23 protein-coding genes are annotated in these 26799 nt (G+C 61.4%); 12 read left to right on the top strand and 11 right to left on the bottom strand.

What is annotated here, in order from left to right; translation table 11 throughout:
- Window positions 1-88 precede the first annotated feature (88 nt).
- Window positions 89-2122 carry a choline BCCT transporter BetT gene (betT, locus tag ABR39_RS12250; RefSeq protein ID WP_047347154.1) on the top strand — a complete coding sequence of 678 codons (2034 nt, stop codon included), beginning with the start codon at window positions 89-91 and terminating at the stop codon, window positions 2120-2122.
- Window positions 2123-2233: 111 nt separating this feature from the next.
- On the opposite strand, the gene entD is transcribed toward betT, so the two are convergent.
- Entirely contained in the window at window positions 2234-2881 is a 648-nt protein-coding gene (gene entD / locus ABR39_RS12245; protein ID WP_047347153.1) for an enterobactin synthase subunit EntD, read from the bottom strand.
- A 112-nt stretch (window positions 2882-2993) separates the two neighbouring features.
- Complete coding sequence (locus ABR39_RS12240) at window positions 2994-5243, bottom strand: TonB-dependent siderophore receptor (RefSeq protein ID WP_047347152.1); 2250 nt, start codon at window positions 5241-5243, stop codon at window positions 2994-2996.
- Window positions 5244-5457: 214 nt separating this feature from the next.
- Between ABR39_RS12240 and fes the strand changes: the two genes are divergently transcribed.
- Genes fes through entF form a run of 3 tightly spaced genes read left to right on the top strand, consistent with a single transcriptional unit; the run spans window position 5458 to window position 10734 of the window.
- Window positions 5458-6657 (top strand): enterochelin esterase, encoded by a 1200-nt coding sequence (fes, locus tag ABR39_RS12235; RefSeq protein ID WP_047347151.1) that lies wholly within the window; start codon window positions 5458-5460, stop codon window positions 6655-6657.
- 10 nt (window positions 6658-6667) lie between these two features.
- Window positions 6668-6880, top strand: a complete 213-nt coding sequence (locus ABR39_RS12230) for an MbtH family protein (protein ID WP_047347150.1) — start codon at window positions 6668-6670, stop codon at window positions 6878-6880.
- Window positions 6877-10734 (top strand): enterobactin non-ribosomal peptide synthetase EntF, encoded by a 3858-nt coding sequence (gene entF, locus ABR39_RS12225; protein WP_047347149.1) that lies wholly within the window; start codon window positions 6877-6879, stop codon window positions 10732-10734. The genes ABR39_RS12230 and entF overlap by 4 nt, the downstream gene beginning before the upstream one ends.
- Window positions 10735-10823: 89 nt before the next feature.
- Here entF and fepC read toward each other — a convergent pair whose 3' ends face one another.
- The 3 genes from fepC to fepD are packed head-to-tail and all read right to left on the bottom strand — an operon-like array spanning window position 10824 to window position 13614.
- Window positions 10824-11624, bottom strand: a complete 801-nt coding sequence (gene fepC, locus ABR39_RS12220; protein ID WP_047347148.1) for an iron-enterobactin ABC transporter ATP-binding protein — start codon at window positions 11622-11624, stop codon at window positions 10824-10826.
- Window positions 11621-12610 carry an iron-enterobactin ABC transporter permease gene (gene fepG, locus ABR39_RS12215; RefSeq protein ID WP_123156787.1) on the bottom strand — a complete coding sequence of 330 codons (990 nt, stop codon included), beginning with the start codon at window positions 12608-12610 and terminating at the stop codon, window positions 11621-11623. Before fepG ends, fepC begins: the two co-directional genes overlap by 4 nt.
- On the bottom strand, window positions 12610-13614 hold the full coding sequence (gene fepD, locus ABR39_RS12210; RefSeq protein ID WP_047347146.1) for a Fe(3+)-siderophore ABC transporter permease: 1005 nt from the start codon (window positions 13612-13614) through the stop codon (window positions 12610-12612). The genes fepG and fepD overlap by 1 nt, the downstream gene beginning before the upstream one ends.
- Window positions 13615-13722: 108 nt before the next feature.
- Here fepD and entS point away from each other — a divergent pair, with 108 nt between their 5' ends.
- Window positions 13723-14970, top strand: a complete 1248-nt coding sequence (entS, locus tag ABR39_RS12205) for an enterobactin transporter EntS (RefSeq protein ID WP_047347145.1) — start codon at window positions 13723-13725, stop codon at window positions 14968-14970.
- A gap of 46 nt (window positions 14971-15016) precedes the next feature.
- Here entS and fepB read toward each other — a convergent pair whose 3' ends face one another.
- Window positions 15017-15976, bottom strand: a complete 960-nt coding sequence (gene fepB, locus ABR39_RS12200; protein ID WP_047347144.1) for a Fe2+-enterobactin ABC transporter substrate-binding protein — start codon at window positions 15974-15976, stop codon at window positions 15017-15019.
- Window positions 15977-16162: 186 nt separating this feature from the next.
- Between fepB and entC the strand changes: the two genes are divergently transcribed.
- From entC to entH, 5 genes are read left to right on the top strand one after another with little or no spacing between them, the layout of a single operon-like run.
- Window positions 16163-17338: an isochorismate synthase EntC gene (gene entC, locus ABR39_RS12195; RefSeq protein ID WP_047347143.1), complete on the top strand. Its 1176-nt coding sequence runs from the start codon at window positions 16163-16165 to the stop codon at window positions 17336-17338.
- A gap of 9 nt (window positions 17339-17347) precedes the next feature.
- Window positions 17348-18958, top strand: a complete 1611-nt coding sequence (gene entE, locus ABR39_RS12190; protein WP_047347142.1) for a (2,3-dihydroxybenzoyl)adenylate synthase EntE — start codon at window positions 17348-17350, stop codon at window positions 18956-18958.
- 10 nt (window positions 18959-18968) lie between these two features.
- The gene (locus ABR39_RS12185; RefSeq protein ID WP_047347141.1) at window positions 18969-19823 is read left to right on the top strand and encodes an isochorismatase; all 855 of its coding nucleotides are present in this window, start codon (window positions 18969-18971) and stop codon (window positions 19821-19823) included.
- Complete coding sequence (entA, locus tag ABR39_RS12180; protein WP_047347140.1) at window positions 19823-20575, top strand: 2,3-dihydro-2,3-dihydroxybenzoate dehydrogenase EntA; 753 nt, start codon at window positions 19823-19825, stop codon at window positions 20573-20575. Before ABR39_RS12185 ends, entA begins: the two co-directional genes overlap by 1 nt.
- Window positions 20576-20989, top strand: a complete 414-nt coding sequence (gene entH, locus ABR39_RS12175; RefSeq protein WP_047347139.1) for a proofreading thioesterase EntH — start codon at window positions 20576-20578, stop codon at window positions 20987-20989.
- 89 nt (window positions 20990-21078) lie between these two features.
- Here entH and ABR39_RS12170 read toward each other — a convergent pair whose 3' ends face one another.
- Genes ABR39_RS12170 through ABR39_RS12160 form a run of 3 tightly spaced genes read right to left on the bottom strand, consistent with a single transcriptional unit; the run spans window position 21079 to window position 23361 of the window.
- The gene (locus ABR39_RS12170; RefSeq protein ID WP_047347138.1) at window positions 21079-22191 is read right to left on the bottom strand and encodes a M20 family metallopeptidase; all 1113 of its coding nucleotides are present in this window, start codon (window positions 22189-22191) and stop codon (window positions 21079-21081) included.
- A gap of 13 nt (window positions 22192-22204) precedes the next feature.
- Complete coding sequence (locus tag ABR39_RS12165; protein ID WP_047347137.1) at window positions 22205-22669, bottom strand: YjiG family protein; 465 nt, start codon at window positions 22667-22669, stop codon at window positions 22205-22207.
- Entirely contained in the window at window positions 22666-23361 is a 696-nt protein-coding gene (locus ABR39_RS12160) for a nucleoside recognition domain-containing protein (RefSeq protein WP_047347136.1), read from the bottom strand. Before ABR39_RS12160 ends, ABR39_RS12165 begins: the two co-directional genes overlap by 4 nt.
- 268 nt (window positions 23362-23629) lie before the next feature.
- On the opposite strand from ABR39_RS12160, the gene cstA reads away from it, so the two are divergent.
- On the top strand, window positions 23630-25735 hold the full coding sequence (gene cstA, locus ABR39_RS12155) for a pyruvate/proton symporter CstA (protein ID WP_047347135.1): 2106 nt from the start codon (window positions 23630-23632) through the stop codon (window positions 25733-25735).
- Window positions 25736-25793: 58 nt separating this feature from the next.
- Window positions 25794-25991: a YbdD/YjiX family protein gene (locus tag ABR39_RS12150; protein WP_006809671.1), complete on the top strand. Its 198-nt coding sequence runs from the start codon at window positions 25794-25796 to the stop codon at window positions 25989-25991.
- Here the strand turns inward: ABR39_RS12150 and ABR39_RS12145 are convergent.
- On the bottom strand, window positions 25988-26392 hold the full coding sequence (locus tag ABR39_RS12145) for a helix-turn-helix domain-containing protein (RefSeq protein WP_010428455.1): 405 nt from the start codon (window positions 26390-26392) through the stop codon (window positions 25988-25990). The genes ABR39_RS12150 and ABR39_RS12145 overlap by 4 nt on opposite strands.
- Complete coding sequence (locus ABR39_RS12140) at window positions 26364-26669, bottom strand: type II toxin-antitoxin system RelE family toxin (RefSeq protein WP_047347134.1); 306 nt, start codon at window positions 26667-26669, stop codon at window positions 26364-26366. Before ABR39_RS12140 ends, ABR39_RS12145 begins: the two co-directional genes overlap by 29 nt.
- Between the last annotated feature and the right edge of the window lie 130 nt (window positions 26670-26799).

The raw sequence follows: 26799 nt of genomic DNA, 5'->3' as shown, positions 1-26799 counted from the left end.
CGGTTTTTGATTGGACGTTCAATATAAAATGTGTCTTAATTGTTGCGGATTTGGATTTTAATAGTTACAAAAACAGTGGGGATACTGGATGACAGACCTTTCACAAGACAGAGAAAAGGACAAAATCAATCCGGTTGTTTTTTATACATCCGCAGGACTGATTTTGTTGTTTTCCCTGACAACCATCTTCTTTCGTGATTTTTCTGCCGAGTGGATTGGGCGGACCCTGAACTGGGTGTCGAAGACCTTCGGCTGGTACTACCTGCTGGCGGCGACGCTCTATATCGTCTTCGTGGTCTGCATTGCCTGCTCGCGCTTCGGGTCGGTAAAGCTCGGGCCCGAGCAGTCAAAACCCGAGTTCAGCCTGTTGAGCTGGGCCGCGATGCTGTTTGCCGCCGGCATCGGCATCGACCTGATGTTCTTCTCCGTGGCCGAACCGGTCACGCAATATATGCAGCCGCCGGAAGGGGCAGGGCAGACGATGGAGGCCGCGCGACAGGCGATGGTCTGGACGCTGTTCCACTACGGCCTGACCGGCTGGTCGATGTACGCCCTGATGGGGATGGCGCTTGGATACTTTAGCTATCGTTATAATTTACCCCTTACCATTCGCTCCGCGCTGTACCCGATTTTCGGCAAAAAGATAAACGGACCGATTGGCCACAGCGTGGACATTGCGGCGGTGATCGGCACCATCTTCGGTATCGCCACCACGCTCGGGATTGGCGTGGTGCAGCTCAACTACGGGCTGAGCGTGCTGTTTGATATTCCGGATTCGATGGCGGCCAAAGCGGCGCTGATTGCGCTGTCGGTGATCATCGCCACCATTTCGGTGACCTCCGGCGTCGACAAGGGCATCCGCGTGCTCTCTGAGCTGAACGTCGCGCTGGCGCTGGGCCTGATCCTGTTTGTGCTGTTTATGGGGGATACCTCTTTCCTGCTCAATGGCTTAGTGCTGAACGTGGGTGATTACGTGAACCGCTTTATGGGCATGACGCTAAACAGCTTCGCCTTTGATCGCCCGGTAGAGTGGATGAACAACTGGACGCTGTTCTTCTGGGCGTGGTGGGTGGCGTGGTCGCCGTTCGTTGGCCTGTTCCTGGCGCGCATTTCGCGTGGCCGCACCATCCGCCAGTTTGTGATGGGCACGCTGATTATCCCGTTCACCTTTACCCTGCTGTGGCTGTCGGTGTTCGGAAACAGCGCGCTGCACGAGATCATTCACGGCAACGCGACCTTCGCGCAGGAAGCGATGGCGCACCCGGAGCGCGGCTTCTACAGCCTGCTGGCGCAGTACCCGGCGTTTACCTTCAGCGCGTCCGTGGCGACCATTACCGGCCTGCTGTTCTACGTCACCTCGGCGGATTCCGGCGCGCTGGTGCTGGGCAACTTCACCTCGAAGCTGAAGGACATTAACAGCGACGCGCCGAACTGGCTGCGCATCTTCTGGTCCGTCGCCATCGGCCTGCTGACGCTCGGCATGCTGATGACAAACGGCATCTCGGCGCTGCAGAACACCACGGTGATCATGGGGCTGCCGTTCAGCTTCGTTATCTTCTTCGTGATGGCCGGGCTGTATAAGTCCCTCAAGGTGGAAGATTACCGCCGCGTCAGCGCCAGCCGCGACACCGCGCCGCGCCCGATGGGCGCGCAGGACAGGCTGAGCTGGAAGAAACGCCTGTCGCGCCTGATGAACTACCCGGGCACGCGCTATACCAAACAGATGATGGAGACGGTCTGCTTCCCCGCCATGGAAGAGGTAGCCCAGGAGCTGAAGCTGCGTGGTGCCTACGTGGAGCTGAAAAACCTGCCGCCGGAGGAGGGCGAGACCCTGGGACACCTGGATCTGCTGGTGCACATGGGCGATGAGCAGAACTTTGTCTACCAGATCTGGCCGCAGCAGTACTCGGTACCCGGTTTTACCTACCGGGCGCGCAGCGGGAAATCGACCTACTACCGGCTTGAGACCTTCCTGCTGGAAGGGAGCCAGGGGAATGATTTGATGGATTACAGCAAGGAGCAGGTAATTACGGACATTCTGGACCAGTATGAACGGCACCTGAACTTTATCCATCTGCACAGGGAAGCGCCGGGGAATAGCGTGATGTTCCCGGATGTTTGATTGATGACAAACATCTGTCATTAACAATTCAGCCGTCTTTCTTGCCGGGTGGCGCTGCGCTTACCCGGCCTACAAAACCGGTTTACCGTAGGCCTGATAAGCGAAGCGCCATCAGGCTTTCAGCAACGTCCACACGCTCTCATCAGTAGTCTGCCAGGCGAGGGTAAAGCCAGCGCTCTCTGGATATTTTCCAGCCGGGTAAGAAAGCTTCAGTGAAATTGTTTTCTCATCTAACGCGGTGACTCTCGCACAGTCAAAACCCATATACGTCTTCACCTGCGGAAAGAGCGCCTTGAACAGACTCTCTTTGGCGCTAAACGCCAGCGTCAGCGCCAGCGCGAAAGGGAAGCCCGAGCGCGTCAGGCACATCGCCTCCTGCGCATCAATAATGCCGTCCTGGATTTCACGGGCTTCACGCTCCGCAAGAATGGCTTCGCAATCAATACCTACCAGCGCTGCCGGATGACGGACGACAATCGCCATCGCCTGCGTGCCGCTGTGGGTGATGCTTCCTGAAACGCCTTCCGGCCAGAGCGGTTCGCCGCTGGGGCCGATGCCGGGAACGGCGTGGTCAGGTAAGGCATGGGCGGCGGCGATGCGGCCCGCCAGATGTTCGGCTTTGCGTTTGCGTCCGGCGTTTGCAAGTTCGGCATGGTGGGGGAGCCAGAGGAGATCGGCGTCGGTGAAGGTCTTGGGATCGAAGGTGACGCGATGGACGGTGTGGCCGGCGAGAATGAACGTGCGGTGGGTGGTGTGCATGTTTTTCCTCTTTCAGCAAATAGTGCGGCCTGATGCCCTCACCCCGGCCCTCTCCCACAGGGAGAGGGAGCAAACACTAAAAACGGCAACGAGGTTGCCGTTTTGCTTTTACCTAGAAGCGCGTATTCACGCTCATATACCAGGTCCGGCCCGGCTCATTATACGTATACGCTCCCGCGCCGTACATATACGCACCGGTAGTGGTGTTCCCGGTGGTCTGGGCATTTCCCGCACGCCACTGGCGCTTGTCGAAGACGTTATCCACGCCGCCGGTCAGGCTGACGTTTTTGGTCATGTCCCAGGTCGCGCTCAGGCCAACGATGCTGTACGGGCTGACTTCGTCTTTCTCCGAGCCGGTCACCGGCTGACCTTTGTAGTTGTACTTCTTCGGCTGCTGCTTGCCGTACCAGGTGAAGGTTGACTGGAGCGACACGTCCTGATGAACCTGCCAGCTCAGGGTCGAGTTCAGCGTGTACTCCGGGATGATCGACAGACGGTCGCCGGTCTCCTTGTTCTTGCTCTGCAGCATGTAGGTAATATTGTTGGTCCAGTTGATCGTGTCGCTGACCGGCACGTTCAGGGAGCCTTCCAGCCCTTCAACGACCGCCTTCGGCACGTTTTCCCACTGGTAGATATCGGTCTGCACCTTACCGGAAGAGGTGTGTCCAATCGGCGCGTAGCCCGCTTCAATCTTGTCGCGATAGTCGTTACGGAACCAGGTGACGCCCGCCAGCCAGCCGTCGCGCTTCCACTCCAGGCCAATCTCTTTGTTGATGCTGGTTTCGGCCTTCAGGTCGTCGTTGCCCATCATGTAGCAGCCCACGCCGTCGGAGCTTGCGTAGCAGCCCTGGCCTTTGCTGTAGAGCAGATAGTTCGGGTTGGTCTGGTACAGGCTCGGTGCCTTATAGGCACGCGCGATACCCATCTTCAGCGTGAAGTTATCCCCCAGACCCTGCGACAGGTTCAGGGACGGGCTCCAGTTGTTGCCGACGATGGTGTGATGGTCGAAGCGCAGCGCCGGGGTCAGCATGGTGCTGTCGGTCAGCTCCATGTTGTTCTCGGCGAACAGCGAGAAGATCTCTGCCGACGTATACGGGCTCCGATCGTTACTCATGCCCGGAATAGTGCCGCCCTGCTGGGTTTGCGTGAAGGAGGTCGAGTCCTTCATGCGCTGTTGGTTCCACTCGGTGCCCAGCGTCAGGTTCTGGTTGACGAGGAAATCAATCGGCAGGTTGATTTCGCTGTGCAGCATCACGTCGGCCAGGTCGGTGTCGGTGAATTTATTGCTGTTGAACAGCCCTTCCAGACCACCCGCCAGCCCTTCGCCCAGGCGGGAGTTGCGGGTGTGCTCATACTGCGCCCAGTTGCTGGTGGTGATGCCGTTATCCCAGCCGCCGTTCCAGGTGACGGCGAAATTCTGGCGATAGATACGGTTGGTCTCTTTGCCGTAGTTTTTCTTCACCAGGCCGCTGGAGCTGTTGTCGTTGTTGGTATTCTGGGTATCGCCGGCGTAGAGGTTGTTCTGGCGGCTGTAGCCTGCTTCAAACTCCAGGGACTGCATTGGCGCGAAGTCCCAGCGCACCACGCCGTTAATGTCTTTGTTTTCTACACCCTCGCGGCCTGCGGGCAGCGTGTCGGCGTAGGCACCGGTACGATCGGACTGGTGGCCCTGGTTGATGTCCCACGCGTCGGCCTGCGTCTTGTCCAGATTACCGAACATGCGGAAGCTGAAGTCGCCGCCGAGCGGGCCGCTCAGGCTGAAGTTGGTGCGTTTAGTGGAACCTTCGTCCTTGTGTTCTGGCGCATTCAGGTAGGTGTTCCAGGAGCCGTGCCACTGGTCATCGAACTTTTTAGTGATGATGTTCACCACGCCACCTGCCGCACCGTTGCCGTAGCGCGCGGCCGCCGGACCGCGGATCACTTCGATGCGCTCAATCATCTCTGGCGGCACCCAGCCGGTATCGCCGCGGGTATCACGCTCGCCGCGCCAGCCCAGACGGATGGAGTTACGGCTGGTCACCGGCTTGCCGTCGATCAGGATCAGGGTGTTTTCCGGCCCCATCCCGCGGATATCAATCTGACGGTTATTCCCGCGCTGGCCGCTGGTGGAGTTCCCGGTCAGGTTTACGCCCGGCATGGTACGGATAATTTCAGCCACGTCGCGCGCGGGCGGGTTTTTACGGATCTCATCGGCGGTAATGGTCGATACGCCAGGCGCCTGCAGGTTCTGCTCGGCGGCGGTGATGACCATCGTATCTTCGTGCTGCGCGGAGGCGGTGCTGTCGTCTGCCAGGGCTGGCAGCGCGACGCCGTAAATCCCTAAGTTGACCAGCAAGGCCAGGGAGTGAATCTTCTTATTCATTGTACGTCCTGCTTTTCGCGCCGCGTCCCCTGGCTCCATTCCCGAAGGGGAGAGGAGGCGGCATGGTGTCACCCGCAAGTGGGCATGATTGTTTTTTGAGCGCGCTTCCCACAGCGCGGGCACTACGCTATTGCAAATGCAAATAGTTATCAATAATATTATCAATAAAATTTGTCCTGAGACAAAAAAGACGGTTAAACATGAGGTTATAAGGGTGACGACGTTAACAACGGGAAGTGAAGCGTGGTGGCAGTCGAAAAAGGGGCCTGAATGGACGCCGGAAAAGGGACAATATCGCGTCACGTTCTGGTGGCGTGACCCGGCAGGAACGCAACGTTCGTCACCGACCAAACGCGTCTGGCTCTATATCACCGGCGTGACCGATCACCATCAAAATGCCCGCCCGCAATCCCTCGAACGCATTCCTGATACCGACGTCTGGCAGTGGCAGGGCGAGTTCAGCCCCGAATGGCGCGGAAGCTACTGTTTTATCCCCTCCGTGAATGAAAATGATTTTGCCGACGCGGTATTCGAAGGCCAGCAGCCGGACCGCATGGCGCTGCGCGAAGGCTGGCGCAAACTGCTGCCGCGCGCGGTGTCTGACCCTCTGAATCCGCAGAGCTGGCGCGGCGGGCGCGGCCATGCCGTCTCGGCGCTGGAGATGCCGGAAGCCCCGGTTCAGCCGGGCTGGCATCATCCGGATACGCCCCACAGCGCGCCGGTCTGCATCGAATGGGAAAGCGCGCGCCTGAAAAACCGCCGTCGCGTATGGGTTTTCACCACCGGTGAAGCTAACCCGCAGCGCCCGCTGGCAGTGCTGCTCGACGGCCAGTTCTGGGCCGAAAGCATGCCCGTCTGGCCCGCGCTGGCGTCGCTCACCGCCGAGCGCAAACTGCCGCCTGCCGTTTACGTGTTAATCGATGTGATCGACATGGCGCATCGCAACCGCGAGCTGCCGTGCAATGCCGATTTCTGGCTTGCGATACAGGAAGAGCTTCTCCCGCTTGTCAAAAACCGCGTGCCGTTCAGCGACCGCGCCGACCGGACGGTGGTCGCAGGGCAAAGCTTTGGCGGCCTCTCTTCCCTTTACGCCGCGCTGAACTGGCCGCAGCGTTTTGGCTGCGTGCTGAGCCAGTCCGGCTCTTACTGGTGGCCGCACCGCGGCGGGCAGCAGGAAGGGCTGTTAATCGAACAGCTTAAAGCGGATGAGATAGCCGCGCGCGGGCTGCGCATCGTCCTTGAGGCCGGGCGCAACGAGCCGCTGATTTTCAACGCCAATCAGGCGATTTACGCCGAACTACGCGCCCGGCATCAGGTTTACTGGCGTCAGGTTGACGGCGGACACGATGCGCTTTGCTGGCGCGGTGGGCTGACGCAGGGGCTGATGACCCTCTGGCAGCCGCTTATTCAATAACGGAGTCTGTATGGAATTCAGCAATCCTTTCGATAACCCGCAGGGACAGTTCGCCATTCTGCAAAACGACCACGGGCAGTACAGCCTGTGGCCGCAGCAGTGCGAGCTGCCGGCAGGGTGGCGCGTGGTGTGCGAAGCGCAGCCGCAGGACGCATGCCAGAAATGGCTGGCGGAACGCTGGCAAACCTTAGTACCGTCCCATTTTGCGGAGGGGAACGCATGAACCGTCTTCCTCTCGTTGCCGCCCAGCCGGGGATCTGGATGGCGGAGCAGCTGTCCACGCTGCCAAACGCCTGGAGCGTGGCGCACTACACCGAGCTGAAAGGCGATATTGACGCGCCGATGCTGGCAAAAGCCATTGCGGAAGGCATGATGCAGGCCGATACCCTGCGGATGCGTTTCATTGAGGACAACGGCGAGGTGTGGCAGTGGGTGGATGACACCTTCATTCTGCCTGAGCCGTCCATCGTTCGCGTTGACTCTCACACCGCCGCCTTGGCGCTGATGGAGGCCGATCTCAACCAGAACCTGCGCGTCGACAGCGGTCAGCCGCTGGCGTTTCACCAGCTGATTCAGGTCGGCGAGCGTCAGTGGTACTGGTATCAGCGCTATCATCATCTGGTGGTAGATGGCTTCAGCTTCCCGGCCATTACGCGTCAGATTGCCGCGATTTATGCCGCCTGGAAAAAGGGCGAACCGACGCCTGAATCCCCGTTTACGCCGTTTGCCGAGGTGGTGGACGAGTATCAGCGCTACCGCGCCAGCGAGGCGTATCAGCGCGACGGTGCCTTCTGGGCTGAGCAGCGCAAGCAACTGCCTTCTCCGGTCTCGCTCTCTTCCTCGCCGCTGCCGGGACGCGCTGCCACTACCGACATTCTGCGCCTGAAAATTGCCGCCGACGGCCGTGCCTTTAGCCAGCTTGCGCAGGCGGCAGGGCAGGTGCAGCGCACCGATCTGGCGCTTGCGCTGGTGGCGCTGTGGCTCGGCCGCCTCACCGGACGGCTGGACTACGCCGCCGGGTTTATCTTTATGCGCCGCATGGGGTCCGCCGCGCTGACCGCGACCGGGCCGGTGCTCAACGTCCTGCCGCTGGCGGTGAATATCAATCCGCAGGAGAGCCTGCCCGCGCTGGCGCTGCGCCTGGCTAACCAGCTGAAAAAAATGCGCCGCCACCAGCGCTACGACGCCGAGCAGATCGTGCGCGACAGCGGGAAGTCGGCAGGCGACGAAGCCCTGTTTGGCCCGGTGCTGAACGTCAAGATGTTCGATTATCAGCTGGATATCGACGGCGTGGAGGCCACCACCCACACGCTGGCAACTGGCCCGGTGAACGATCTGGAGCTGGCGCTGTTCCCTGACGAGCAGGGCGGATTAAGCATTGAGATCCTCGCCAGCAAGCAGCGTTACGATGAAGCAACGCTCACTCGCCATGTTTCGCGCCTGAACGCGATGCTGATGCAGTTTGCGGCGAACCCTGACCTGCGCTGCGGCGAGGTGGAAACCGTTTCAGAGCAGGAGTACGCAAAGCTCGCGCGCATCAACGATACCGGGCTGGCGCTGCCGTCCACCACGCTCGCGGAGCTGGTGGCGGAGCAGGCGAACAAAACGCCGGATGCCCCCGCGCTGGCGGATGCCCACATTGCGCTGAGCTATCGTGAGATGCGCGAGCAGGTCGTCGCGCTGGCAAACCTGCTGCGCGAACGCGGCGTGAAGCCGGGCGACAGCGTGGCGGTGGCCCTGCCGCGTTCGGTGTTCCTGACGCTGGCGCTGCACGGCATCGTCGAGGCGGGAGCCGCATGGCTGCCGCTGGACACCGGCTACCCGGACGACCGCCTGCGGATGATGCTGGAGGACGCGAAGCCGTCCCTGCTCATTACCACCGACGAGCAGCGTTCGCGCTTTAGCGACCTGCCGATTACCTCATTTAGTTACAACACACTGTTACCGACCGCGGGTGCTGAACCGCTGCGCCTGGCGAAGCCGGAGCAGACGGCGTACATCATCTTTACCTCCGGTTCGACCGGGCGTCCGAAAGGGGTCATGGTCGGGCATACCGCCATCGTCAACCGCCTGAAGTGGATGCAGAATCACTACCCGCTGAACGCGAGCGACGTGGTGGCGCAGAAAACGCCATGCAGTTTTGACGTGTCGGTGTGGGAGTTCTGGTGGCCGTTTATCGCCGGGGCGAAGCTGGTGATGGCCGAGCCGGACGCGCACCGCGACCCGCAGGCGATGCAGAGCTTCTTCGCGCAGTACGGCGTGACGACAACCCACTTCGTGCCGTCGATGCTGGCGGCGTTTGTCGCCTCGCTGACGCCAGACAACGTCGCGTGCTGCAAAACGCTTAGGCAGGTGTTCTGCAGCGGCGAAGCGCTGCCGACCGGGCTCTGCCGCGAGTGGGAACAGCTCACCTATGTGCCGCTGCATAACCTCTATGGCCCAACGGAAGCGGCGGTGGACGTCAGCTGGTATCCGGCGTTTGGCCCGGAACTGGCGGCCGTTGAAGGCAACAGCGTGCCGATCGGTTTCCCGGTGTGGAACACGGGGTTACGCATCCTTGACGCGATGATGCGCCCGGTGCCGTTCGGCGTGGCGGGCGATCTTTACCTCACCGGCATCCAGCTGGCGCAGGGGTATCTGGGCCGTCCGGACCTGACCGCGAGCCGCTTTATTGCCGATCCGTTTGCCCCGGGCGAGCGGATGTATCGTACCGGCGACGTTGCCCGCTGGCTGGACAACGGCGCGGTGGAGTATCTGGGCCGCAGCGACGATCAGCTGAAAATTCGCGGCCAGCGCATTGAGCTCGGCGAAATCGACCGGGCGATGCTGTCGCTGCCGGACGTGGCCCAGGCCGTGGCGCACGCCTGCGTGTTCAACCAGGCGGCGGCAACGGGCGGCGATGCCCGCCAGCTGGTGGGGTATGTTGTCTCTGAATCGGGTCTGCCGCTGGACCGCGACGCGCTGCTGGCATCCCTCAAAGCACAGCTGCCGCCGCATATGGTGCCGGTGGTGCTGCTGCAAATCAGCGCGCTGCCGCTAAGCGCGAACGGCAAGCTCGACCGCAAGGCGCTGCCGCTGCCGGAGCTGACCAGCAAAACATCCGGCCGCGCGCCGGAAAGCGAAACCGAAATCACTGTCGCGCAGGCGTTCTCGGCGCTGCTGGGCTGCGAAGTGAACGATATCGAAGCCGACTTCTTTGCCCTCGGCGGTCATTCGCTGCTGGCGATGCGCCTCGCGGCGCAGCTTAGCCGCACGTTCTCCCGCAAGGTCACGCCGGGGCAGATTATGGTCGCCTCCACTGTGAGTAAGCTCAGCGCGCTGTTGGACTCGCAGATGAGCGACGAGCAGGCGCAGCGTCTGGGATTTGAAACGCTTCTCCCGCTGCGTGAAAGCGGCGGCCCAACGCTGTTCTGCTTCCATCCGGCGTCCGGGTTCGCGTGGCAGTTCAGCGTGCTGGCGCGCTACCTCAGCCCGCGCTGGTCGATAACCGGCATTCAGTCGCCGCACCCGGAAGGGCCGATGCAGCAGTGCGCGGATCTGGATGGAGTAATCGAACATCACCTGAATACGTTGCGTAAGCAGCAGCCGCAGGGGCCGTATTACCTGTTCGGCTATTCCCTCGGCGGCACGCTGGCGCAGGGCATTGCGGCGCGTCTGCGCGCGCAGGGTGAAGCGGTCGCGTTCCTCGGTCTGCTGGATACCTGGCCGCCGGAAACCCAGAACTGGGCGGAAAAAGAGGCCAACGGCCTCGACCCGGAGGTGCTGGCGGAAATCGAGCGCGAGCGTCAGGCCTTTATCGCCGCTCAGCAGGGGCAGGGCACCAGCGAGCTGTTTAACGCTATCGAAGGCAACTACGCCGACGCGGTGCGGCTGCTGACCACGGCGCACAGCGCGCGCTTTGAGGGTAAAGCGACGCTGTTTGTTGCCGAACGCACGCGAACGATGGACCCGCAGGTCGCGTGGGCGCCGTGGGTGAGTGAACTGGAGGTGTACAGCCAGGATTGCGCCCACGTGGATATCATTTCACCGCAGGCGTTTGAGAAGATAGGGCCGGTGTTGAAGGAGATTTTGGGGTAACGTTTAAAGCCCCTCACCCTAACCCTCTCCCTGTGGGAGAGGGGATGGTTTGCTCCCTCTCCCTGTGGGAGAGGGCCGGGGTGAGGGCATCAGACCGCACGCTTGCCTAACGGCACCACCAGCGGCGTTCCCGCCACCGGATCGTCAATAATCATGCAGCGCATGCCGTAGATCCGCTCGATCAGCTCCGGCGTCACAATCTCCTTCGGCGCGCCCTGCGCCACAATCTCGCCGTCGCGTAGCGCAATCAAATGCGTGGCGTAGCGGCACGCCTGGTTTAAATCGTGCAGCACCGCGGCCAGGGTATACCCCTGCGTGCGGTTCAGCTCGCTCAGCAGCTCAAGCAGGTCAATCTGATGGCTGATGTCGAGCCAGGTCGTCGGCTCGTCCAGCAGCATGATGGCGGTCTCCTGCGCCAGCACCATCGCAATCCACGCCCGCTGGCGCTGCCCGCCGGAGAGGGTATCCACGCTCTGCAGGGCGAGATCGGTAATCCCCGTCGCCCGCATCGCGCGGCTGACCGCCTCGTCATCCTCTTTACGCCAGCGGGTGAACAGCGGCTGGTGCGGATAGCGCCCGCGCGAGACCAGCTCCTGTACCGTGATGTCTCCCGGTGTGGTGGCGTTTTGCGCCAGCAGCCCGATGCGCCGCGCCACCTCTTTGCTGGCGAAGCGCTGGATCTGCTCTCCGTCGAGGAACACGCTGCCTTCAGCCGGCGTCATCAGGCGGCTGAGGGTGCGCAGCAGGGTCGACTTACCGCAGCCGTTCGGCCCGATGATTGCCGTAAAATGGCCGTCCGGAATGGCAACGGATAAGTCACGGGCAATGATTTTTTTGCCGTAGCCGAGGGTAAGATTTTCGCCGCGCAAGCGGGTGGTTGTGTCTGTCATTTCTTGCGTGACTCCTGAACGAGCAAGACGATGAGATAAATCCCGCCGAGGCTGACGGTCACCACGCCCACCGGCAGTTGATAAGGCATAAACAGCCGCTGGGCGCAGAGATCGGCGGCCAGCAGCAGCAACGCGCCGCAGAACGCCGCCTGGGTGAGTCCCCAACGCGCCGTCCCGCTAAGACGACGCGCGATATGCGGCGCCACGAGGGCGATAAACGAGATCGGCCCGGCGATAGCGGTAGAGGCGGCAGTCAGCAGTACGGCCACCAGCATCAGCATCAGGCGCGAGCGTTCAACGCTTACGCCCAGCGCGCAGGCGCTGTCGTCGCCCATCTCCAGCAGACGCATGCGCCGCACCAGCAGCAGCGCGCCGATAAACATCAGCACTATTAGCGGCGCGGCGGGCCAGGTTTTGCCCCACGTCAGGCCGTTGAGGGAACCGGCATACCACAGCCCGGCGGAGAGGGCGGTTTCCAGCGAGGCCTGCAGCAGCAGCCAGGTGTTAAAGGCCATCAGCATGGCGCGGACGCCGATGCCGATGATGATCAGGCGGAAGGTGTCGATGCCGTTGCACCAGGCAAGCAGCCAGATAACCAGCGACGTCAGAATGCCCCCCGCCATCGCCGTAAAGGTGATGGCCGTCAGGTGCTGGCCAAACAGCACCATCGCCACCAGCACGCCGCTCCAGGCCCCGGTGTTGAGGCCCATCACGTCCGGGCTGCCGAGCGGGTTGCGCATCAGCGACTGGAAAATCGCACCGCTGACGCCCAGGGCTGCGCCCACCAGAATCGCCATCGCCACGCGCGGCAGCCGCCACTCCGTCACCACCATAGTGATGTTGCGCGGCGCGCTGCCGAGCAGGGCGTTAAAGACCTGAGTGAAATCGAGCGTGACCGCGCCGCTGCGCAGGCTCCAGACCGCCAGCAGCAGAATGGCGATAAGCAGCAGCGAGACGCTGGTGAGTAAACGACGGGACGGGGCCATCATGCGCCACCTCCGCGCTTGCGGCGCACGAGGAAGATCAGCACCGGCGCGCCGATAAAGGCGCTGACCACCGAGACGCGCAGCTCGCCGGGCACCAGCAGGCGGCCCAGCACGTCGGCAAACAGCAGCAGGGCAGGGGTGGCCAGCAGCGTCACCGGCAGCGACCAGCGGTGATCCGCCCCCACCAGCCAGCGCGCCACGTGCGGCATCATCAGGCCGATAAAGGCAATCGGGCCGACCACGGCGGTCGCGCTGCCGCATAGTACGGTGATGGCGAGCAGACCAATCAGCTGCGTGCGCGCCACGCGGTTGCCGAGGGCGGTCGCGGTGTCGCTGCCGAGGCTCAGGCTGTTGAGCGCGCGGCTTAAAAACAGCGCCACGGCGGCAGCGATAATGACCGGGATCGCCACCACTTTCAGGGTTTCAAGCGTGCGGATATCCAGCGAGCCGGCCTGCCAGAAGCGCAACTGGTCGTAGACGTCCGGGTTGAGCAGGGCGATGCCGTTGGATAACCCTTCCAGTACCGCCGCGAGCGCCACGCCCGCCAGCGTCAGGCGCACCGGGCTCAGCTGCCCGCCGCCCTGGCTGCCGGTAAACGCCACGATCAGCGAGGCAGCCAGCGCGCCGCAGAAGGCCATGACCAGCTGCTCAGACGGAGAGGTGAAGCTGAACAGCGCCGCGCCGAGCACGATGGCAAAGCTGGCGCCGGAGTTAACGCCGAGGATGCCGGGGTCTGCCAGCGGGTTACGGGTAAGGGTTTGCATCAGCGCGCCGGCAAGGCCGAGCGCGCCACCGGCAAGCAGCCCGGCGAGGGTACGGGGCAGGCGGGCGTCGAGCACGATAACGCAGTCGGCGCTCTGACAGGTGCCGGTGAGCGCATCAACGATAACGGACGCGGGCAGCGGCTTCGCGCCGACCAGCAGGCTGAGTGCAATCGCAAGGCTCAGGAGCAGCAATAAAACGGGCACGGCAATGGCGCGCACCGAAGAAGAGGAAAACGACATAGCAACATCCATGATTTGATAATGATAGTGATTATCGTTATCTATCTTATTTGGCTATGTTAGCATGTGCGCCCATGGAATGGGTAGAATTACACTCAAGGCTTTGTCATGAATCAAAAATCCTGGCTGCTCAACCTCAGCCTGCTTAAAACGCACCCGGCGTATCGCGCCGTTTTTATCGCCCGCTTTATCTCCATTTTATCCCTCGGCCTGCTCGGCGTGGCCGTGCCGGTACAGATCCAGACCATGACGCACTCCAGCTGGCTGGTGGGGCTGTCGGTTACCTTAACCGGCGGGGCGATGTTTATCGGCCTGATGGTCGGCGGCGTGCTCGCGGACCGCTACGAGCGTAAGAAGCTGATCCTGCTGGCGCGCGGCACCTGCGGCGTGGGCTTTATCGGGCTGTGTCTGAACGCCATGCTGCCGGAGCCGTCGCTGATTGCCATTTACGCTCTTGGCCTGTGGGACGGCTTTTTTGCCTCGCTAGGCGTGACGGCGCTGCTGGCGGCCACGCCCGCGCTGGTCGGGCGTGAAAACCTGATGCAGGCCGGGGCGATCACCATGCTCACCGTGCGCCTCGGCTCGGTGATTTCGCCGATGGTGGGCGGCCTGCTGCTGGCAACGGGCAACGTGGCCTGGAACTACGGGCTGGCGGCGGCGGGGACCTTTATCACCACGCTGACCCTGCTGCGCCTGCCCCTTCTTCCGCCTCCGCCGCAGCCGCGCGAGCATCCGCTGAAATCGCTGATGGCAGCCATTCGTTTTCTGTTCAGCAACCCGCTGATTGGCGGCATTGCGCTGCTCGGCGGCCTGCTGACCATGGCGAGCGCGGTGCGAGTGCTGTACCCGGCGCTGGCGGGAGAGTGGCAGATGAGCGCCTCGGAGATTGGCATTCTCTACGCCGCCATTCCGCTCGGCGCGGCGTGCGGAGCGCTGACCAGCGGCAACCTGGCGCAAAGCGCGCGGCCGGGGTTGATTATGCTGCTTGCCACGCTGGCCTCGTTTATCGCCATTGGCTTCTTTAGCCTGATGCCGGTGTGGGCGCTGGGCGTGTTGTGCCTGGTGATTTTCGGCTGGCTCAGCGCCATTAGCTCGCTGTTACAGTACACCCTGATCCAGACCCAGACGCCGGAAGGGATGCTCGGGCGCATCAACGGCCTGTGGACCGCGCAGAACGTGACGGGTGATGCCATCGGTGCGGCGATCCTCGGCGGCCTGGGGGCGATAATGACCCCGGTGGCGTCGGCGAGCAGCAGCGGGTTTGTATTAGCGATGATTGGCGGGATTTTGTTGATCGCATTAGCGGAATTACGGCGGTTCAGGCAGGAGAGTGTGTTGAACGACGGTGCGGCCTGATGCCCTCACCCCGACCCTCTCCCACAGGGAGAGGGAGGTAAAATACCTACTTGAACAACGTATTCAATCTGTCTAACACCAGCATCGCGCTGTAATAATCCAGGCGGAAGGTCTCCGTTCCCAGCACCCAGACGCGCTTGTTCTTCACTGAAGGCAGATGCGCCAGCAGCGGGTTGGCGTAAATCGCATCCACATCTTTCTGGTCGCCGGCAAACACAAACAGCCCTTCACCGTTCAGCCCGGTAGCCAGGCTTTCACCGCCCAGCTGAACAATGTCGTGGCGCTTGCCCTGGCTTTTGGAGGTGTGCAGCCCGGCTGGCAGGTCAGCCAGCGTAAAGCCCAGCTGGTGCAAAAGCTTGCCCTGTGCAGATTCTGCGGTCCACAGGTTGGCGCTGCGCGCGGCGGCGGTGTAGACGATGGCGTTCACCGGCTGCGGCGGCAGTTTCATCTGCTGTTTCACCTGCGCAAGCTGTTTATCAAAAGCGGTAATGCGCTCTGCGGCCTGCTTTTCCTGTCCCGTAATGGTGCCCAGCTTCGTCAGCAGTTCCTGCCAGCTCTTGTCGTCGTAGTTGATGATAAGCGTCGGGGCGATGGCGGAGAGCTGGTCGTACAGCGCCAGCGCGGAATCCCCGCCGGTGGCGCTGATTAAAATCAGGTCCGGCATCTGTGCCGCGACCGCTTCGGCGCTCGGCTCACCAATGTACAGCCGCGCGACCTTGCGCTGTTTCGCGATATCACCCCACTGGCGCAGGAAACCCTGCGCGTCCGCCACGCGGTTGTTCGGCGCGGTTGCGCCGCTGGCGACGACCGGGGCGTCAATCGCCAGCAGGGAGCCGGTTAAGGTCACGCTGGTGGAGACAATGCGCGTCGGCTTGCTCTCCAGGGTATGCACGCCGCGGCTGTCGGTCACCTGACGTGGCCAGTCGGCAGCGGCGGCTGAGGTAAGTCCTAAAACAAAAAGTCCGAATAAAAGCAGGGGAGTACGGCAAACGGCAGGGAATTTCACAGCGCGGTATCCTGTTTTTGTTGAAGATAATGCTTCTCATTTTCATGGTTGCCGCGAAGGGATGCAAGCTTTTGTCGCACAAGTTATTTGCCCGACGGTTGACAGCGAAGCGATGTGGGATTAGGTTAGCCTCGAAAATATAAATGATAATCATTATTGCTTCTTTTATCATTTGAGGAGGATGATATGGATACGTCCCTGGCTGAGGAAGTTCAGCACACCGCAAGCACGCTGCAATCAGACCGCTTTTTCTTTATGTCGCCTTACCGCAGCTTTACCACGTCCGGCTGTTTTGCCCGCTTCAATGAACCCGCCGTCGGCGGCGACGATCCGGCGGGTCAGTTCCAGCAAAAATTAGCCCAGGCCTTCCGGAATGCAAAAGCCAGCGGCATTGCTCACCCGGTGATGGTGGGGGCGATCCCGTTTGATACCCGCAAGCCCTCGTCGCTGTTTATTCCCGAACGCTGGCAGACCTTTTCTCGCCCGGCGCGTCAGCAGTCTTCACGCTATTTCTCCGGTACGCAGGCGCTGAAGGTGGAACAACGCACCGAGATCCCGCCGCAGCCCGTGTTTGAAGAGATGGTCGCCCGCGCGGCAGCGCTGACCGCCACGCCGCAGGTGAACAAGGTGGTGCTGTCGCGCCTGATTGATATCGCGACAGACAAACGCATGGACAGCGGCGCCCTGTTGGAGCGCCTTATTGCCCAGAACCCGGCGAGCTTTAACTTCCACGTGCCGCTGGAAGACGGCGGCGTGCTGCTCGGGGCAAGCCCGGAGCTGCTGCTGCGCAAAGAGGGTGCGCACTTTAGCTCGCTGCCGCTGGCGGGTTCCGCGCGCCGCCAGCCGGACGACGTGCTGGATCGCGAAGCGGGCAACAAGCTGCTGGCCTCCGAAAAGGACCGCCACGAGCACGACCTCGTGACCCAGGCGATGAAGGCCATTCTCGCGCCTCGCAGCCATCATCTCAGCATGCCTGACTCTCCGCAGCTCATCACCACGCCGACGCTGTGGCATCTGGCGACGCCTGTGGAAGGCGAGGCGCGTGAAAACGAGAACGCCCTGACCCTGGCGTGCCTGCTGCACCCGACGCCGGCGCTGAGCGGCTTCCCGCATCAGGCGGCAAAAGAGCTGATTGCCGAGCTGGAGCCGTTCGACCGCGAGCTGTTCGGCGGCATCGTCGGCTGGTGCGACAGCGAAGGCAACGGCGAGTGGGTGGTGACCATCCGCTGCGCGCGTCTGCATAAAAATAGCGTTCGCCTGTTTGCCGGCGCGGGCATTGTGCCCGCCTCCTCCCCGGTGGGCGAGTGGCGCGAGACCGGCGTGAAGCTCTCCACCATGCTCAACGTTTTTGGTTTGCACTGAGGAAGACTGATGACCATTCCCTTTACCCGCTGGCCTGAGGAATTTGCCCTGCGCTACCGTGAAAAAGGCTACTGGCAGGATCTGCCGCTGACACACATCCTGACGGATCGCGCGAATAGTGATGCGGTCGCCATTATCGACGGCGAACGTCGCGTGACCTACCGCGCGTTTAATGAGTCCGTAAACAACCTGGCTTCAGCCCTTCAGGCGCGCGGGCTGCAGCGCGGCGAGACGGCGCTGGTGCAGCTTGGCAACGTGGCCGAGTTCTACATCACCTTCTTCGCGCTGCTGCAAATCGGCGTGGCGCCGGTGAACGCGCTCTTTAGCCACCAGCGCAGCGAGCTGAACGCTTACGCCCTGCAAATCAAACCCGCCGTGCTGATTGCCGATCGCGACCACGCGCTGTTCGCGGGCGATGACTTCCTTAACGCTTTCGTGGATGAACACCGTTCGGTGCGCGTCGTCCTGCTGCGCGGTGACGGGGGTGAGCATGTGCTGGAGGCGGCGATTTCCCGCCCGGCGGACAATTTTATTGCTAACCCGACGCCCGCCGACGAGGTGGCGTTTTTCCAGCTTTCCGGCGGCAGCACCGGCACGCCCAAGCTTATCCCGCGCACGCATAACGATTACGACTACAGCATTCGCCGCAGCAACGAGATCTGCGGCATTACCGCCGAAACGCGTTACCTGAACGCGCTCCCTGCGGCGCATAACTACGCCATGAGCTCGCCGGGATCGTTAGGCGTCTTTACCGCGGGCGGCTGCGTGGTGCTGGCGAACGATCCGAGCGCTACGCTCTGCTTCCCGCTGATTGAACAGCATCAGGTTAACGTCACCTCGCTGGTGCCGCCTGCGGTTAGCCTGTGGCTGCAGGCCATCGCCGACGGGGCGGGAAACGCGCAGCTTAAATCGCTCAAATTGCTGCAGGTGGGCGGCGCGCGCCTTTCCGCCACGCTCGCGGCGCGTATACCGGCCGAGATTGGCTGCCAGCTGCAGCAGGTGTTCGGCATGGCGGAAGGGCTTGTGAACTACACCGCGCTCGACGACGCGCCGGAACGCATCATCAATACCCAGGGGCGCCCGATGTGCCCGGACGACGAGGTATGGGTGGCGGACGAGCACGGCAACCCGCTGCCGCGCGGGGAGGTCGGGCGTCTGATGACCCGCGGGCCGTATACCTTCCGGGGCTATTTTAACAGCCCGGAACACAACGCCAGCGCCTTCGACGCCGACGGCTTTTACTGCTCCGGCGATCTGATCGCCATCGACGAGCAGGGCTACATCACCGTGCAGGGACGCGAGAAGGATCAGATCAACCGCGGCGGAGAGAAGATCGCCGCCGAAGAGATCGAGAACCTGCTACTGCGCCACGAGGCGGTGATCCACGCCGCGCTGGTGAGCATGGAGGACAGCCTGCTGGGTGAGAAGAGCTGCGCGTATCTGGTGGTGAAACAGCCCCTGCGCGCGGTCGAGGTGCGTCGCTTCCTGCGCGAGCAGGGCGTTGCCGAATTTAAGCTGCCGGACCGCGTGGAGAGCGTGGATGCGCTCCCGCTGACGCCGGTCGGCAAAGTCGATAAGAAACAGTTGCGCCTGTGGCTTGCTGAACGCGCCCGGGGCTGAGGAACAGAGAATGGCTATCCCAAAATTAACCGCTTACGCGCTGCCAACCGCCGCAGATCTGCCGACCAGTAAAGTGAACTGGGCGTTTGAACCTGAACGCGCCGCGCTGCTGATCCACGATATGCAGGAATACTTCCTGAACTTCTGGGGCGAAAACAGCGCGATGATGCAGCAGGTGGTGGCTAACATCGCTAAACTTCGCGATTACTGCAAAGCGCATAATATTCCGGTCTACTACACCGCCCAGCCGAAAGAGCAGAGCGACGAAGATCGCGCCCTGCTCAACGACATGTGGGGGCCAGGTCTGACCCGCTCGCCGGAGCAGCAGCGTATCGTTGCTCAGCTGACGCCGGACGAAGCGGACACCGTGCTGGTGAAGTGGCGCTACAGCGCGTTCCACCGCTCGCCGCTGGAGCAGATGCTGAAAGAGACCGGCCGCAACCAGCTGCTGATTACCGGCGTGTATGCCCACATCGGCTGCATGACTACCGCCACCGATGCCTTTATGCGCGACATCAAACCGTTCTTTATTGCCGACGCGCTGGCGGATTTCACCCGCGACGAGCACCTGATGTCCCTTAACTACGTGGCCGGGCGCTCTGGCCGCGTGGTGATGACTGACGAGCTGCTGCCGTCCGTTCCGGCCTCAAAGGCCGCGCTGCGCGAGCTGATCCTGCCGCTGCTGGACGAGTCCGACGAGCCGATGGATGACGAAAACCTGATCGACTACGGTCTGGACTCGGTGCGCATGATGGCCCTGGCCGCCCGCTGGCGCAAAGTGCATGGCGATATCGACTTCGTGATGCTGGCCAAAAATCCCACCCTCGACGCCTGGTGGGCGCTGCTCTCCCGCGAGGTGAAGTAATGGGATTTGATTTCACCGGTAAAACCGTCTGGGTTACGGGGGCGGGGAAGGGGATTGGCTACGCGACGGCGCTGGCGTTTGCCGAAGCCGGCGCGCAGGTGACCGGGTTCGATCTGGCCTTCCCCCAGAAAGATTATCCGTTTGCCATCGAAACGCTGGACGTGGCGGATTTTGCTCAGGTCAGCGATGTGTGTGGCCGTTTGCTTAATACCCTTGAGCGTCTGGACGTGCTGGTCAACGCGGCGGGCATTCTGCGCATGGGGGCGACGGACCAGCTCTCGCAGGCGGACTGGCAGCAGACCTTCGCGGTCAACGTTGGCGGGGCGTTTAACCTGTTCCAGCAGACGATGGGCCAGTTTCGCCGTCAGCAGGGCGGGGCGATTGTGACGGTGGCCTCTGACGCGGCACATACGCCGCGCATCGGCATGAGCGCCTACGGCGCCTCGAAAGCGGCGCTGAAAAGCCTGGCATTGACCGTCGGTCTGGAGCTGGCGGGCAGCGGCGTGCGCTGCAACCTGGTGTCGCCGGGCTCAACGGATACCGATATGCAGCGCACCCTGTGGAAAAGCGACGATGCGGAGCAGCAGCGCATTCGCGGCTTTGGCGAGCAGTTTAAGCTCGGCATTCCGCTCGGCAAAATCGCCCGTCCGCAGGAGATTGCCAGTACGGTGCTGTTCCTCGCCTCCGATGCCGCCAGCCATATCACCCTGCAGGATATCGTGGTGGACGGCGGCTCCACGCTGGGGGCGTAGATGATCTGGAAACGTCATGTACCCCTCGAGGAGCTGAACGCGACCAGCCTGAACACCCTGGTGGCGCATCTCGGCATCGTCTATACCCGCATCGGGGACGACACGCTGGAAGCGGAGATGCCGGTGGATGCGCGCACCCATCAGCCGTTCGGCCTGCTGCACGGCGGGGCCTCCGCAGCGCTGGCGGAAACGCTCGGCTCGATGGCCGGGTATCTGATGACCCGCGACGGGCAGAGCGTGGTGGGCACGGAGCTTAACGCCACGCATCACCGCGCGGTGTCGCACGGCAAGGTGCGCGGGGTATGTCAGCCGCTGCATCTGGGGCGTTCCAGCCAGAGCTGGGAGATTGTGGTCTTCGACGAGCAGGGACGGCGCTGCTGTACGTGTCGGTTGAGTACGATGGTGCTGGGTTGACCGGTGCAGAATTGCCGGGTGGCGGCTTCGCCTTACCCGGCCTACACCTCACACGTAGGCCCGGTAAGCGAAGCGCCACCGGGCAATGTTTACAACATCGATACCACCCGCTTCAACAGCCGAATTCTCGGCGCTATGGACGCTTTATCCAGCCACTCCGCCGGGCTGTGGAACCCGGCGCCAACCGGCCCGAAGCCGTCAAGCGTCGGGATGCCGAGCGCTGCCGTGTGGTTGGCATCGCTCCCACCGCCGACCGCCTGCCAGGTAATGGCGATGCCTTCCGCTTGACCCGCCGCTTCTACCTGCTGCATCAGCGCCTGGGTTGCTTCGCTTGCTGCCATCGCCGGCTTGTGATTGACCCGCGTCAGCGTGGTGGTCACGCCGTCTGAAAAGCCTTTCTCACATAACGCCTCCAGCGCCTGGTTCACCCGGTCGTACTCGTCGTTTTCCCAGAAGCGAACGTCCAGTTCTGCCACGGCGCTGTCCGCGACCACGTTCGCCGCGCTGCCGCCCTGAATAACGCCGACGTTCAGCGTGGTGCCGCGATCCCAGTCCGTCAGGGCATTGATGGCGATAACGCTGTTTGCCATCGCGGTAATCGCCGAGCGGCCTTTCTCCGGGTCGTTACCCGCATGCGCCGCCACGCCGCTGAAGGTGAGGTGATAGCCCGCCATGCCTTTACGCGCTTTCACCAGCGAGCCGTCGGAGCGGGCGGCTTCGCACACCAGCACGCAGCGGGAACGCTTAGCCAGTTCACCAATCCATTCGTGGGAATAGACAGAGCCGGTCTCTTCGTCCGGGTTCATCGCCACGGCAATCGCGAGACGCTCGTTGTCCGCGGCATCGAGCCCGCGCATCGCCCACAAAATATTCAGAAGTCCGCTCTTCATATCCGAGACGCCGGGGCCGTACAGGCGGGTATCGTCCTCGCTCATCGGGCGTTCGGCCACGGTGCCAGCGGGAAACACGGTATCCAGATGGCCGACCAGCAGCACGTCGAACCGTTCCGCCTGCGGCTTGTTGCTGACGAACACGCCGGGGCCAACCTTGTCGCCCAAATTCACCTGCTCCGTGTGCCAGCCCTCACGCTGCCAGAGCTGCTGCATGATGCCTGCTACGGCTGCGACGCCGTCAATCGTCTGGGTTCCGCAGTCCACGTTCACCAGGGTTTTCAGTTCTTCGATGTAATGGTCAAGATTCATGTTCACGTCCTGTTCAGAGAATAATGCGCATCAGCAGCATGGCTAAAAATGCGTTGACGACCGAGATGGCGATCATCAGCGGAATGCGTTTGGCGCGGGTGCCGATCACGCCCAGAATGCGGCCCAGGTACTGCACCTGCGAGCCCATCAGGTAGATGGCGGGCGCCAGGATCGCCAGGTGCTCGCCGGTGAGGATGCCTTTATCAAACAGGCCAATGGCGACGCCGATCCCGCCGCCCATCGACATCCAGCCGCCAATCAGCACGGCGGCCGCTTCGCCCGGCAGGCCAAACAGGCCCATCAGCGGGGCGAAGATGGTGCCCAGCCCTTTTAGCGCGCCGGTAATTTCAAGCGCTTTGATGATGATAAACGCCATCACCACGTTGGGCAGGGTGCTGCTGGTGGCAATGCTCCAGCCTTTGCGCGCGCCTTCGATAAACACATCGGTAATGACGGGGTTGGACTGTGGGGCGCTCATGCGGCGTCTCCTTTACCGGTGAAAGACAGGATCAATCGCAGCAGATTGGCACCCACGATTTTCATCATGAACATGACGGCGATACAGGCCCCGATGGAGGTAGGCACCGCAGCCGTACCGTCAACGGCGACCAGCGTAAAGAGGATGGCGCCGGAAGAGAAAAAGTTGGTGATCATCGCCCCGGCGGAGAACTGGAACATGGCGAAGACGTCTTTCTCTTTTTCGCTGATTTGCCCTTCATCAGACAGATTTCGCGTGAGGGACGCGCCGACGTCGGTGCTTTGCAGGCTGCCTATCAGCGCCAGCCCGGCGGTGCCGGGAATGCCCAGCAGCGGGCGCAGCAGAGGGGTTAAGAGCTTGCGGGCGGCGCGCAGGGCGCCGTAGTGCTCCAGCACGTTGATCATCCCTAGCGCAAACATCACGGCCGGAATTAAACCGAGCGCGAAGAGAAATCCGTCCATCGCGCCGCTGCCGCCGGTGCCGCGAAAGGCGCTGCTGGCGGTCGTCAGGGTGCCATCCTCCAGGCTGGCTTTACTGACCACTTTGCCAAACGCGCCGTTGAGGGTGGTGAAATCAAAAACGCCGTACCACTCTTTTCCGCCCAGCAGGCCAGAGAAGAAAACGGCTGCAAACGCCAGGGCGAAGTACGCGCCGGGCCCGACCTTACTATCCTGAGGTACTGAACTGTTCATATCCTTTTCCTTGTATGCACGCCATTGCGCAGGATCATTCTGGCGAGGTTATGAGCAAAAAAAATGATACAAATCATTCCGTAAGGTGGTGCCTGGACGAAAAAGGCAAAAGTGTGACCGGTGACGGTACGAAAGTGATCGGCTTAACAATGTGGTGTAAATGTGTGGTTTGACCACGCATAATTGCGTTTCAAAGTTGTTAAATTTTATCCGTTGTTCTAGAAACAAAATGTAACATCTCACTGTTTCACAACAACGGATAACCACGATGAACAACTCAGGGAAATACCTTATATGGGCAGGGCTCTCCGTTGTGGGAGCCTTTGCCCTGGGCTATATCGCCCTCAACCGGGGAGAGCAGATCAACGCGCTGTGGATCGTTGTCGCCTCCGTCTGCATTTATCTGATCGCGTATCGTTTTTATGGCCGCTATATCGCGAAGAACGTCTTAGGGGTTGATGCCACGCGCATGACGCCAGCCGTCCGCCATAACGACGGGCTGGACTACGTGCCGACCGATAAAAAAGTGCTGTTCGGCCACCATTTTGCGGCGATTGCCGGGGCAGGGCCGCTGGTGGGCCCGGTGCTGGCGGCGCAGATGGGCTACCTGCCGGGGATGATCTGGATCCTTGCCGGCGTGGTGCTGGCAGGGGCGGTGCAGGACTTTATGGTGCTGTTCGTCTCCACCCGTCGCGATGGTCGTTCGCTGGGCGAGCTGGTGAAAGAGGAGATGGGGGCAACCGCCGGGGTGATTGCGCTGGTGGCGACCTTTATGATCATGGTGATCATCCTCGCGGTGCTGGCGATGATCGTGGTGAAAGCGCTGACCCACAGCCCTTGGGGGACGTATACCGTTGCTTTCACCATTCCGCTGGCGCTGTTTATGGGGATCTACATCCGCTATCTGCGTCCGGGCCGAATTGGTGAAGTATCGGTGATTGGCCTGGTGTTTCTCGTGTTCGCCATTATCTCCGGCGGCTGGGTAGCGGAAAGCCCGACCTGGGCACCGTTCTTCGACTTTACCGGCGTACAGCTCACCTGGATGCTGGTGGGATACGGCTTCGTGGCGGCGGTGCTGCCGGTATGGCTGCTGCTGGCCCCGCGCGACTACCTCTCCACCTTCCTGAAAATCGGCACCATCGTCGGGCTGGCGATCGGCATTCTGATTATGCGTCCGACCCTGACCATGCCTGCGCTGACCAAATTCATCGACGGCACCGGCCCGGTCTGGACCGGCAACCTGTTCCCGTTCCTGTTTATCACTATCGCCTGCGGTGCGGTGTCGGGCTTCCACGCGCTGATTGCCTCAGGCACCACGCCGAAGATGCTGGCGAATGAAAATCAGGCCTGCCTGATTGGCTACGGCGGCATGCTGATGGAGTCCTTCGTCGCCATCATGGCGCTGGTCTCGGCCTGTATCATCGATCCGGGCGTCTACTTCGCGATGAACAGCCCGATGGCGGTGCTGGCACCTGCCGGCACCGTTGACGTCGTCGCGTCTGCCGCGCAGGTCGTGAGCGGCTGGGGCTTTGCGATTACGCCAGACACGTTAACCAGCATTGCGAATGAGGTGGGCGAGCAGTCGATCATCTCCCGTGCGGGCGGGGCGCCTACGCTTGCGGTAGGCATGGCCTACATTCTCCACGGTGCGCTGGGCGGGCTGATGGACGTGTCGTTCTGGTATCACTTCGCCATTCTGTTCGAGGCGCTGTTTATCCTGACGGCGGTAGATGCGGGAACCCGTGCGGCGCGCTTTATGCTGCAGGATCTGCTGGGCGTGATCTCCCCGAACCTGAAGCGTACCGATTCGCTCCCGGCTAACCTGCTGGCAACGGCGCTGTGCGTGCTGGCGTGGGGCTACTTCCTGCACCAGGGCGTGGTCGACCCGCTGGGTGGGATTAACACCCTGTGGCCGCTGTTCGGTATCGCCAACCAGATGCTGGCGGGCATGGCGCTGATGCTCTGCGCGGTGGTGCTGTTCAAGATGAAGCGCCAGCGCTACGCGTGGGTGGCGTTAGTGCCAACCGCATGGCTGCTGATTTGTACCCTGACGGCAGGCTGGCAGAAAGCCTTCAGCCCGGACAACAAGGTGGGCTTCCTGGCAATCGCCAACAAGTTCCAGGCGATGATCGACAGCGGTAAGATCCCGGCGCAGTACACCGAGTCGCAGCTGTCGCAACTGGTGTTTAACAACCGTCTGGACGCCGGGCTGACTATCTTCTTTATGGTGGTGGTCGTGGTGCTGGCGTTGTATTCTCTCAAAACCGCGCTGGCGGCGTTGAAAGTCGACAAGCCAACGGCAAAAGAGACGCCTTACGAGCCAATGCCTGAAAACCTGGAAGAGATTGTCACCCAGGCCAAAGGGGCGCATTAACCTGTGTGCCGGGTGGCGCTAGCGCTTACCCGGCCTACATTTCTGTGAGACCAGAATTATGTTCGACACCCTTTCCAAAGCAGGTAAGTACCTGGGCCAGGCCGCCAAAATGATGATTGGCGTGCCGGACTACGACAACTACGTCGAGCATATGCGGGTTAACCATCCGGACCAGACGCCAATGACGTACGAAGAATTTTTCCGCGATCGCCAGGATGCGCGCTACGGCGGCAAGGGCGGGGCGAAGTGCTGTTAACCCTCTTTCGGTAAATAGAGGCTGATCTGCTCCTGCTTACAGCCGTAAATGGCCGCGAGTTTTTCGCGGGTGCGTTTTTGCGGGCGGGAGTCCAGCGCTTCAAGCTGTGACACGGCAGACTGGCTGATGCCGAGTTTCTCCGCCACCTCCTGCTGGGACATGCCGCGCAGGATGCGCCATGCGGCCTGCAGGCTGACGTTCTGCCAGGTCATGATGCTGCACACTTCTCCGGGTAATTCCACGTCATCCAGACTATCGTGTTCGACCTCGATATCCTCCAGGTCGTCGTCGGTTTCGTCGTCAATTTCTGCCATCTGTAAGAGCATACGAAAATATTCGTGATAGGGAATAACGACGTACTGCGTTTTCCCGTTATCGTCCTTGATTAGCTGTACAGCCATAGTTGGCACTCTCCTCATGCAGGTAAGTCGTTGAAGTTCTGCGCTTGACGGCCAAAACATAACAATGGTTATCGGGATCGTCCCGAAGCGTATAGATGATGCGGTAATCGCCAACGCGTAGTCGGAAATGATCTTCTGTTGCCGATATTTTTTTGATATCGGGCCGGGGAGCCGAGCGGTCATCCAGCTCGGCAAGCTTTACCTCAATGCGTCGCTGATACCGCTCGTCAACCTTTGAAAACGCCTTCTTTGCACCATTGGACCAGACAATCTTCATCCGTACCTCCACTGTACGCCCACACAAAATATAAGGAAATAATAAGACTATTAGATAAATTCCGAATTTCTTATGGGGGACTGTAGACTCGACAAACAGCGGAAAAAAGGGGCAAAACGCAAACCGTCGA

The organism is Enterobacter genomosp. O, from assembly GCF_001022965.1.
GTDB lineage: Bacteria > Pseudomonadota > Gammaproteobacteria > Enterobacterales > Enterobacteriaceae > Enterobacter > Enterobacter cloacae_L.
This window is presented reverse-complemented; position numbering and strand designations above follow the sequence as displayed.

Coding starts and splice junctions, on each gene's coding strand:
- entE (WP_047347142.1), top strand. CDS start 17,348: ATGACCATTCCCTTTACCCGCTGGCCTGAGGAATTTGCCCTGCGCTAC.
- ABR39_RS12165 (WP_047347137.1), bottom strand. CDS start 22,669: ATGAGCGCCCCACAGTCCAACCCCGTCATTACCGATGTGTTTATCGAA.
- ABR39_RS12170 (WP_047347138.1), bottom strand. CDS start 22,191: ATGAATCTTGACCATTACATCGAAGAACTGAAAACCCTGGTGAACGTG.
- entS (WP_047347145.1), top strand. CDS start 13,723: ATGAATCAAAAATCCTGGCTGCTCAACCTCAGCCTGCTTAAAACGCAC.
- entD (WP_047347153.1), bottom strand. CDS start 2,881: ATGCACACCACCCACCGCACGTTCATTCTCGCCGGCCACACCGTCCAT.
- ABR39_RS12145 (WP_010428455.1), bottom strand. CDS start 26,392: ATGGCTGTACAGCTAATCAAGGACGATAACGGGAAAACGCAGTACGTC.
- fepD (WP_047347146.1), bottom strand. CDS start 13,614: ATGTCGTTTTCCTCTTCTTCGGTGCGCGCCATTGCCGTGCCCGTTTTA.
- ABR39_RS12185 (WP_047347141.1), top strand. CDS start 18,969: ATGGCTATCCCAAAATTAACCGCTTACGCGCTGCCAACCGCCGCAGAT.
- betT (WP_047347154.1), top strand. CDS start 89: ATGACAGACCTTTCACAAGACAGAGAAAAGGACAAAATCAATCCGGTT.
- ABR39_RS12240 (WP_047347152.1), bottom strand. CDS start 5,243: ATGAATAAGAAGATTCACTCCCTGGCCTTGCTGGTCAACTTAGGGATT.
- fepG (WP_123156787.1), bottom strand. CDS start 12,610: ATGGCCCCGTCCCGTCGTTTACTCACCAGCGTCTCGCTGCTGCTTATC.
- entA (WP_047347140.1), top strand. CDS start 19,823: ATGGGATTTGATTTCACCGGTAAAACCGTCTGGGTTACGGGGGCGGGG.
- ABR39_RS12150 (WP_006809671.1), top strand. CDS start 25,794: ATGTTCGACACCCTTTCCAAAGCAGGTAAGTACCTGGGCCAGGCCGCC.
- ABR39_RS12230 (WP_047347150.1), top strand. CDS start 6,668: ATGGAATTCAGCAATCCTTTCGATAACCCGCAGGGACAGTTCGCCATT.
- cstA (WP_047347135.1), top strand. CDS start 23,630: ATGAACAACTCAGGGAAATACCTTATATGGGCAGGGCTCTCCGTTGTG.
- fepC (WP_047347148.1), bottom strand. CDS start 11,624: ATGACAGACACAACCACCCGCTTGCGCGGCGAAAATCTTACCCTCGGC.
- entF (WP_047347149.1), top strand. CDS start 6,877: ATGAACCGTCTTCCTCTCGTTGCCGCCCAGCCGGGGATCTGGATGGCG.
- ABR39_RS12160 (WP_047347136.1), bottom strand. CDS start 23,361: ATGAACAGTTCAGTACCTCAGGATAGTAAGGTCGGGCCCGGCGCGTAC.
- entH (WP_047347139.1), top strand. CDS start 20,576: ATGATCTGGAAACGTCATGTACCCCTCGAGGAGCTGAACGCGACCAGC.
- ABR39_RS12140 (WP_047347134.1), bottom strand. CDS start 26,669: ATGAAGATTGTCTGGTCCAATGGTGCAAAGAAGGCGTTTTCAAAGGTT.
- entC (WP_047347143.1), top strand. CDS start 16,163: ATGGATACGTCCCTGGCTGAGGAAGTTCAGCACACCGCAAGCACGCTG.